Origin of the sequence: Ochrobactrum sp. SFR4, from assembly GCF_019730395.1 — a bacterium.
In the GTDB taxonomy this organism is placed as follows: domain Bacteria; phylum Pseudomonadota; class Alphaproteobacteria; order Rhizobiales; family Rhizobiaceae; genus Pseudochrobactrum.
The window spans coordinates 1-8,133 of record NZ_JAAPBB010000034.1; the positions used below are offsets into that span (position 1 = coordinate 1).

4 protein-coding genes and 1 pseudogene are annotated in these 8,133 nt (G+C 49.2%); 3 read left to right on the top strand and 2 right to left on the bottom strand.

What is annotated here, in order from left to right; all coding sequences use genetic code 11:
• Positions 1 to 60 precede the first annotated feature (60 nt).
• Positions 61 to 607, bottom strand: a pseudogene (locus HBA93_RS24285) (transposase); the annotation flags it as partial.
• A gap of 527 nt (positions 608 to 1,134) precedes the next feature.
• On the opposite strand from HBA93_RS24285, the gene HBA93_RS24585 reads away from it, so the two are divergent.
• From HBA93_RS24585 to HBA93_RS17425, 3 genes are all read left to right on the top strand, one after another.
• A complete protein-coding gene (locus tag HBA93_RS24585) occupies positions 1,135 to 5,250 on the top strand; it encodes an autotransporter outer membrane beta-barrel domain-containing protein (RefSeq protein ID WP_221724127.1) in 4,116 nt (1,371 codons plus the stop codon).
• A gap of 622 nt (positions 5,251 to 5,872) precedes the next feature.
• Complete coding sequence (locus HBA93_RS17420) at positions 5,873 to 6,805, top strand: LysR family transcriptional regulator (protein ID WP_286202023.1); 933 nt, start codon at positions 5,873 to 5,875, stop codon at positions 6,803 to 6,805.
• Positions 6,806 to 7,083: 278 nt separating this feature from the next.
• Positions 7,084 to 7,584, top strand: a complete 501-nt coding sequence (locus HBA93_RS17425) for a phosphatidylglycerophosphatase A family protein (RefSeq protein WP_221724128.1) — start codon at positions 7,084 to 7,086, stop codon at positions 7,582 to 7,584.
• A gap of 203 nt (positions 7,585 to 7,787) precedes the next feature.
• Here HBA93_RS17425 and HBA93_RS17430 read toward each other — a convergent pair.
• The coding region (locus tag HBA93_RS17430; RefSeq protein WP_221724129.1) for an integrase core domain-containing protein at positions 7,788 to 8,133 on the bottom strand (346 nt) is incomplete at its 5' end.

An 8,133-nucleotide genomic window follows, 5' to 3' on the forward strand; every position in this document is an offset into this window, starting at 1 on the left:
GTGAAACTGCCATAATTCTTCTCCTTAATGACAAATAGTCTATTTAAGGAGGCGGAATCAAACCGTGACAAGTCCAGCCAGTCTCGCCACGCGGTTCGGACAACAGGTCTCTCCCTGATCCCGCAGATCATCGTGCAGCTTGCGGTATCCATAGACCTTGCCGCTGTCGTGCCATGCATTCCTGAACAGCATTGTCTGGCGAATATCTTCGTTGGCACGTTTGCTGAACGGCTGCTTCAGCCAGGCATAAAAACCGCTGGGATGAACACAAAGCATGCGGCACATCACACGCACATTGAATTGCACACGATGCATCTTGATGAACGCGTACATCATTTTGCATCCTTGGCGAAGTACGCGGTGGCTTTTTTTAGGATGTCACGCTCCTCAGTGACACGAGCAAGTTCCTGCTTCAGTCGCCTGATCTCTGACGATTGATCGTCCTTCGCCCCCGATTGCGGAGAAACGCTATAGCGCTTCATCCATCCATAAAGCGGTGCGTGCTGACACCCAGACGCTTCGAAACATCCGCGACTGAATAACCGCGCTCCGTGATCTGTTTGATCGCATCCCGCCTGAATTCGTCCGTGAAATTACCCTTGCCCATCAATAGCTCCTTGCCTCATTTTTAGGAGACAAGGTGTCTAACAAACTCGGGGCTATTCAAACAAGCAGTTCCAGTTACTGTTAATTATTGGCGCAACGCCTATTCTTAAGCGAGCTTGGCGTGGTGCACCTATACCAAAGTGAGTTACGGGATTGACAGTCTGCCGTCCTTATAAGGTTGTAACTATAGCACTAGCGAACAAAATCGCACACACGATCTGGGCCCTCTTGTTAAAAGGTGGCAGGTATCAAGCGTGATGAACCAGCAGATTATCGATCATACCGTCTGACTCACGGCACATCAGTGTGCATAAAGTTGATCAGACAACCCAAATAAAACGTGGGGCTAAAACGCCGTTATTATTTTTTCCTTACTATTATCCATATATTGTGCCGATCATCCAATACAAAATCACAATAATTTTTCATTGATGTTTCAAAATTTTGTGGTTCGCATGTTACGACTGTAGTTCGTGAAAAATGAGGATGTAATTGGTGAAATGCAATCGTGTACATCGGTCGCATAATGTGAAGACGTATTATAGATCAACGGTTTCTCGTACAGTTCTTCTAAATAATCGGGATGTAGTGCTTTTTCCAATTCTTGGTGTAAGCGCATTTCTCTGTGGCATGGTGCTTGATAGTCCGGCGCAAGCAGCTTGTGTTGCTACATCGGGGAGCAACTACAGCTGTTCGGGAGCGACGAATACGACCCAGTCCATTACTGCGCCCGGTGCCAGTGTCACGACTGCGAACGGGTTCGGCGTCTCGACTTCGAACGGACCGGGTATTGTTGTTACGGGGAACGGTGCGCCAAGCTACAATGACCGGTTTTTTTCCAACATTCAGGCGGATTCTGGTTCGGCGTTAAGCCTGATTGCAGGAACAATGACTACTCCTGGCGACTTAAGCACCGTTCAGGGGGGCAGCGGAATTTTCGTAAATACCAATGGCGTGCTTAAGGGCGCTACGGATGGGGTCGGTATTGCAGCGGTCAATGGCTTGACTGGTGCGATAGATATTACTGCGGCCGGAGCTGTAACCGGCGGCGCAGGGATAAGTGCCCAGAATTATGGTGGTACGGATCTCATAGTTCATACAAGTGCCGTCACTGGGACCACGAATAATGGTATTATTGCCAACAATGTTGGCGGTACTGGCAAAACAATGGTCACAGCAACGGGTCCTGTGGCTTCACTGGGAGGAGCTGGTGTCGGTATTGGAATCCAAGCGGTTGGAGGCGTTTCGACCTTTGGCGGTGTGAGTGTTCATGCTGCGGATGTTAGCGGTTTGATCGGTATTTCGTCGACCAATATGGGCGCAGGGAACAATGAGGTTGTCGTCACGGGCAACATCGTTGCTGACGGCGGCCGCGGTATCTCTCTCATCTCGAACAATGCCGGTGCGGCAACGGAAGGCACTGGTACTTATGTGAGGGCCGATGGGAGCATTAATGCTACGGTTGAAGGCATCTACGTCTCGAATAACGGCAAGGGGGCAGGAGCTACCGGTGTCAACGTGATTGCGAATGGAGCAGTGACAAGCTCTGGTGCGGCAGGTATTAAGGTGAAGACAGGTATCGCAGCAACTGGAGGGGTCGTTGTTCAATCGAACAAGGGGATTCTTGGCGCATCTAGTGGCATCTTCGTGACAAATCGTGGTTCTGGCAATACGAATATCACGACCAATGAGACAGTTACCGCAACCGGTAACCATTATTCAGCCTCAGGTTTTGACCCATTAGGGGGGCAAATCGTCATAGATTCGGCTATATATGCTTTAGCTGGTACCAACACGACGAGTTTGACAATTGAGGCCAATGATGCGGTCAGTGGCGGCGCAGCTGGCATTTTTGCCGTTAGTCAAGGGACAGGCCCAGTGGCTGTCAAGGCAACAGGGTCAGTGTCGGCAAGTGCAGGTATCGGGTTAGGGATTCTCAATGAAGGACGCAGCGATACGGTAGTCACCACAGGAGCAGTTACGGCACTATCGCAAGATTTGTCTAACGCCGCCGCCCCGCCAATTGGTATTCTGATAGGAAATCGAACCAATGCCGGCCATCTTACACTAACGACGAATGGTGTGGTGAGAAGTGCTGCTGGAGCCATTCGCGCGCAAAATTGGTCCCTAAACGGAAATCTATCAGTTACCGCCAACGATCAGATAGTCTCGACGTTAGGCATCGGTATTGATGCGCTTCTGGGTGATCCAAACGGTTTTATTACCCCCTCACAAGCAGCTTCAGGTAATATCGTCATCTCCACTCATGAGGACGTGATTGCCGCGAGCGGTGGTATTGGAGCGACAAATAACGGCGTTGGCAATGTTTCCATTACCTCCTATGGCAAGGTGAGCGTCAAGGACGCCTTCGACACGAACGATCCGTTTGGGATCGGGGCAACAGGCCGAGGCAATATCTCCATTAATACCAAGGGAGATATTGTTGCTATCAGTGGCGGCATCAGAGCAGCTGGAGCTGCAGGACTCAACGGAGTTGGAAGTACTGGCACCATTTCGATTGTAGCGGAACGAAATGTCAGCGCTACAGGGTCATCAATGTCCCTTGCAGGTGGTATGCCGATTGCTGGTATAATGACAATGGCACAAGGAAACATTTCTACGGCCGACGTCACTACGTTTGGCATAGTCACGGGAACCGACGTAGGAATTATGGCCTTCGACATGACAACCGCTGGCGTCGGTGCGACTAATATCAATATCAAATCCGGCAGCGTAGTACAGGGGAACATGGAGGGCGTGGCGGGTTATTCCTCTGTTGTATCCGCTATGTCGATCAACAACGCCGGTACGATCCGCAATCTTTCGGTTGCTTCCAGCGATATCGCCATTGCCGCTCCAGAAGTTATGATGTTCGGGCAATCTCTGCCGGCTAATCTCATTGTGACCTCTATCATTAACGCCGGCCTCATCCAGGGTACAGTGGATCTGGCTGGTTCCGGTAACAGTTTCAGCAATCAGATTGGTGGTATCTGGAACACGGCAGGCGGCACGAACTGGTTGAGTGGTGATCTGGTCAGCGGTGGTGATGGCGAGATTTTGAATGCTGGTACGATCATTGCAGCAACTCCGGGTGCTACAGACGCGCTGACGACCACCTTTAATGGTGTCGGAGCAAACAGCTTTGACAACGCTGGCCTTGTGACCATGCAGAACAATTTTGCTGGCGATACCACCGTGATCAACGGTCATTATGGCGGTCAGGGCGGTACGGTAGCGATCGATACGGTTCTGGGCGATGACGGTTCAATAACAGACCAACTGATCGTCAACGGGGACACAAGCGGTTCAAGCCGGGTGCAGATCTTCAATGCTGGCGGTGGTGGTGCACCGACGGTTGAGGGCATCCGGATCATTGAAGTTGATGGCGCTTCAAATGGAACGTTCAGTTTGCTGAGCGATTACAAAACGAAGGATGGCGAGAATGCTGTGGTGGGTGGTGCTTATGCGTACACACTGCACAAAAATGGCATTGCGACACCGGTTGATGGTGACTGGTATTTGCGTTCACAGATTAAGCCGGTGGATCCAGTAAATCCAGGAATTGTTGTTCCGATTATCCCGCTTGAACCGTCGAAGCCCCGCTATCAGGCTGGCGCTCCGGTGTATGAGGCTTACCCGCAGGCTCTGCTTGGTCTCAATGGGATGTCGACGCTGCAGCAGCGTATTGGCAACCGGACGTGGGCGGAGGCCGGCAACCGAATTGTGGCACAAGGTGCAGATCCGGTCGGTACACCTTATGCGCCTGCTGAAGAAGCAGGGGTGGCCGTTGAAGGCAATGGTGTCTGGGGTCGGATCGAAGGTGGTTATGACCGCATCAATTGCGCGCAATCGACCACGGGTGTTGATTACCGGCAGGATGTGTTCAAGATGCAAGCCGGTATTGATGGTCAGCTGATGGAAAACGCAGGCGGCGTACTGATTGGCGGTGTGACGGTTCATTATGTACATGGGAAAACCCAAACCATATCCGTCTATGACGCGTTTAATGGTGGCGGTGAAATCAGCACCGATGGCTATGGCTTTGGCGGGACTTTGACCTGGTATGGAAACAATGGCTTTTATCTCGATACGCAGGGGCAGGCAACGTGGTACAGAAGCGATCTGGGCTATGACGGCGGGAATGCAGGTCTTGGTGATGGCCGTAAAGGCTTTGGCTATGCGCTGTCGATTGAAAGCGGACAGCGGATTGTGATTGATCCGCAATGGTCTGTAACACCACAAGCCCAGCTGATTTATTCGCGCGTGACCTTCGATGATTTCACCGATGCGTTTGGTTCATCTGTCAGTCTCGACAAGGGTGATAGCCTGCAAGGCCGGCTTGGTATTACACTGGATCATCAAACCAGTTGGCAAAATGCAAATGGCCAGATGGATCGGGCACACGTCTACGGGATCGCTAATCTCTATTATGAGTTCCTCGAAGGAACTCAGGTGAGTGTGGACAATATCTCATTTGCAAACCAGAAAGACCGCGTGTGGGGCGGTGTTGGGGTTGGCGGATCCTATAACTGGGACAATGACAAATATTCGATCTATGGGAAAGGTCTTGTTAATACGAGCCTCAACAACCCTGGTGACGGTTATTCATTGAAGGGAAATATCGGTTTCCGCGTCAAGTGGTAAAGCAATCACGGACTTGAGCCGTCATCCCCGCCCTAAGCGGTTCAAGTCCGTGAAAGGGTGCTGTGATCTACCTCCTCGGTAACGGATTATAGCACTCCCTCCTCTCTGGCGTCTGGGTATGTCAGGGAGGAGGTATAAAGTATACGATCTAGGGCTGAAACCACGATAAGTCGTTTCAAGGGTAGTAATGGTTACCGGTTTCGGGCCCACAAATCAGAAAGCGGGAAACAGCGCTGGCATACGATGGTTTCAATCGCATACACGTATGCGCGCCCGAATTGTGCCCGCGTGACAGGGACAACAGTATAAACAAATATCAAAACTGGGATTTGTTTATACTCATCTCCATGCACCAATGCCGCTCAGAGAAGTCACTGTTGTATCTTACAGTTAAAGGGAGGAATTGTATGTGCACAATATTTTTGATCACAATTGTCAAAGTAATCTTATGCCAAATAACTTGACTTTATAGCTTCATTTTATTCCAATTTTCTGGAATTTTATTTCCACCTGTCAGCTAGATATTAGATGCAATGATGTATTGTGAGCAGATTATGGCTGACTAATACTGATTTCAGAAAACAACAATAAGCAATAAATTAATCTTATAGTGGCCATAACTATGAAACGTTCAAATAGCACCTCAAATGTCCGAAATGAACTGCGCCCACTCGGTATGCACATTTCATTCATGTCCCTTACTCACGTGTTGGCGGTCGCAGAATATTTAAATTTCAGTCATGCAGCGACATATCTCGGTGTGAGCCAACCCAGCGTCAGTGAACATATTAAAAAACTGGAAACAGACTTAGGAATTGTTCTTTTTGAACGCCATACCCGCGGCGTACGATTAACAGAGGCGGGGGAATATTTTGTTGAAAATGTGAAAGTTGGCATTGACCATCTTGAACACGCCGTGAAAACAGCCACAACTTATGCTAATGGTGGTCGTGGGAGCATTCGCATAGGTACTCAAGCGCTCACCTCTGGCAGCTTTCTTGATGATTTGCTGGTTTGTTTTCGTGAAAAATACCCTGATATTACTGTAGAAATTATGGAAGGTTCAGCACGGAATATTGTCTCAAAACTTCGTGCTGATCAACTCGATATTGCATTTGTTGCTGGTGTATTGGATATTCCGGATTGTCTCTCACGCTGTATATGGCAGGAAACTCTCCAAGTTATTTTGCCAGCCAACCACATACTTGCCAATCAATCTAATATTTGTTGGGACGATTTGAGTGATGAAACCTTTCTTGTTCGTCATAATGGTACAGGGCCGCAAGTCAATGACCTTATCACTCAGCGTCTTGCAAGTAGTTGGCCGCCTCCCTTGATTCAGCGCTATGATGTCGAACGCCACACCTTATTACAACTGATAGCCCAAGGTTTTGGCATATCAGTTGCGGGTCACGAGACATCTTTACTTAATGTCCCAGGTATTGTGTTTCGTCCATTACAGGATGAGCCAGAGCCAATACCATTTTCCGCAGTCTGGTCTCCCCTCAATCAAGGTGCAATATTGCAGAATTTATTAAGCATGACTAAAAAATGAAACACTCTAACATTCACACTTGATCTTTACAACGAAACTGCTCCTTCTTATCCATGATAAGTGTCGACGTTGCCTCCAAGTTTTTATCCGCCCCCCCCATGATGAGAGGCAATGAAGCACAGGCAGCAGAACCGGCAACTGAGGCATCTACTGACGATATGGACGATGAAGATTTCGGCGGCGACGATTTTTAATCGTAACACTGTTTGAGTTAAGCTGCCGGGCATAAATCCTCCCAAGCACCGGCGGCTTAACAAAATTATATTTTATAGGAACAAATGACTCTTCTTCCCCCACCCGCCGAAGCATTGGTGCCTCAATGGCAATGGTTCATCGCGACTTGGTTTGGCGCTGGCCCTGTTGAGCCTTTGCGTGCCGGGCTGGCAATCGCCATTGCCGCTATTATCGTGCTGCCGCTTTCCAAAACCGTGAGGTTTGCAGTGCCGTTTTTTGGCTTCGTGATTCTGGTGATTGGTGTTTATCTGGCATCAACCATCGGCGACGCATCAGGTGTGAATGACGATCGTCGGATTGTCATTGATGAAGTCGCAGCATTTGTGCTGGGGGTCACTTTTTTGCGCGGACGCCATTGGTTTGCGCGCGTTGCTTTCGCGGGTCTTTTCCTACTGATTGACCGTATTAAGCCATGGCCTTTTTATTATCTGGAAAACTTGCCTTCCGGCTATGGTGTCATGACCGATGATCTTGGCCCCGCTCTCTTGCTTGGTTTGGTTTTCTATTTTGCACTCTCATTGTGGGATAAAGCCCGCAAGGCCTGACCCAAGTTCCTGTCCCACCAAAACTTCAGATCGACATGTTTCCGAAAATCGCTTCGTGGTTTCGGAATACATTTTCATTACCAGTCGCGCTGTTACACAGCGTGGCTGTTCGTTTTCCCATAATAGAAGGATTGGCCGAACCCTAATCGGTGGCCTTTGAATTCCATGATTTTCGAATGGATGTCCGATGGACTTGCCCTTATTTAGTGGAGAGCTTCTGTCTCTAATTTCCTGTTCATAGTCTCGAACTGGATCGGGGATTTATATCCGAGGGCAGAATGTCTGTGCACCGGATTATAGAACCCGTCAATGTATTCGCCAATGGCTTTGATCGCGTCCTTTCTGGTCTGGAATACAGTGCGCCAGATCAGTTCCGACTTGATCGTCTTGAAGACGGTCTCGACCATGGCATTATCATAACAATTTCCTTTTCCGCTCATGCATGGAAGTATCTCGTGAGCTTTGAAGATCTTGCGATACTCATAACTGGCATATTGGCTCCCCCTGTCCGAGTGCTGGATCAACCCCGGCTTTGGTTGCCGAATTGCA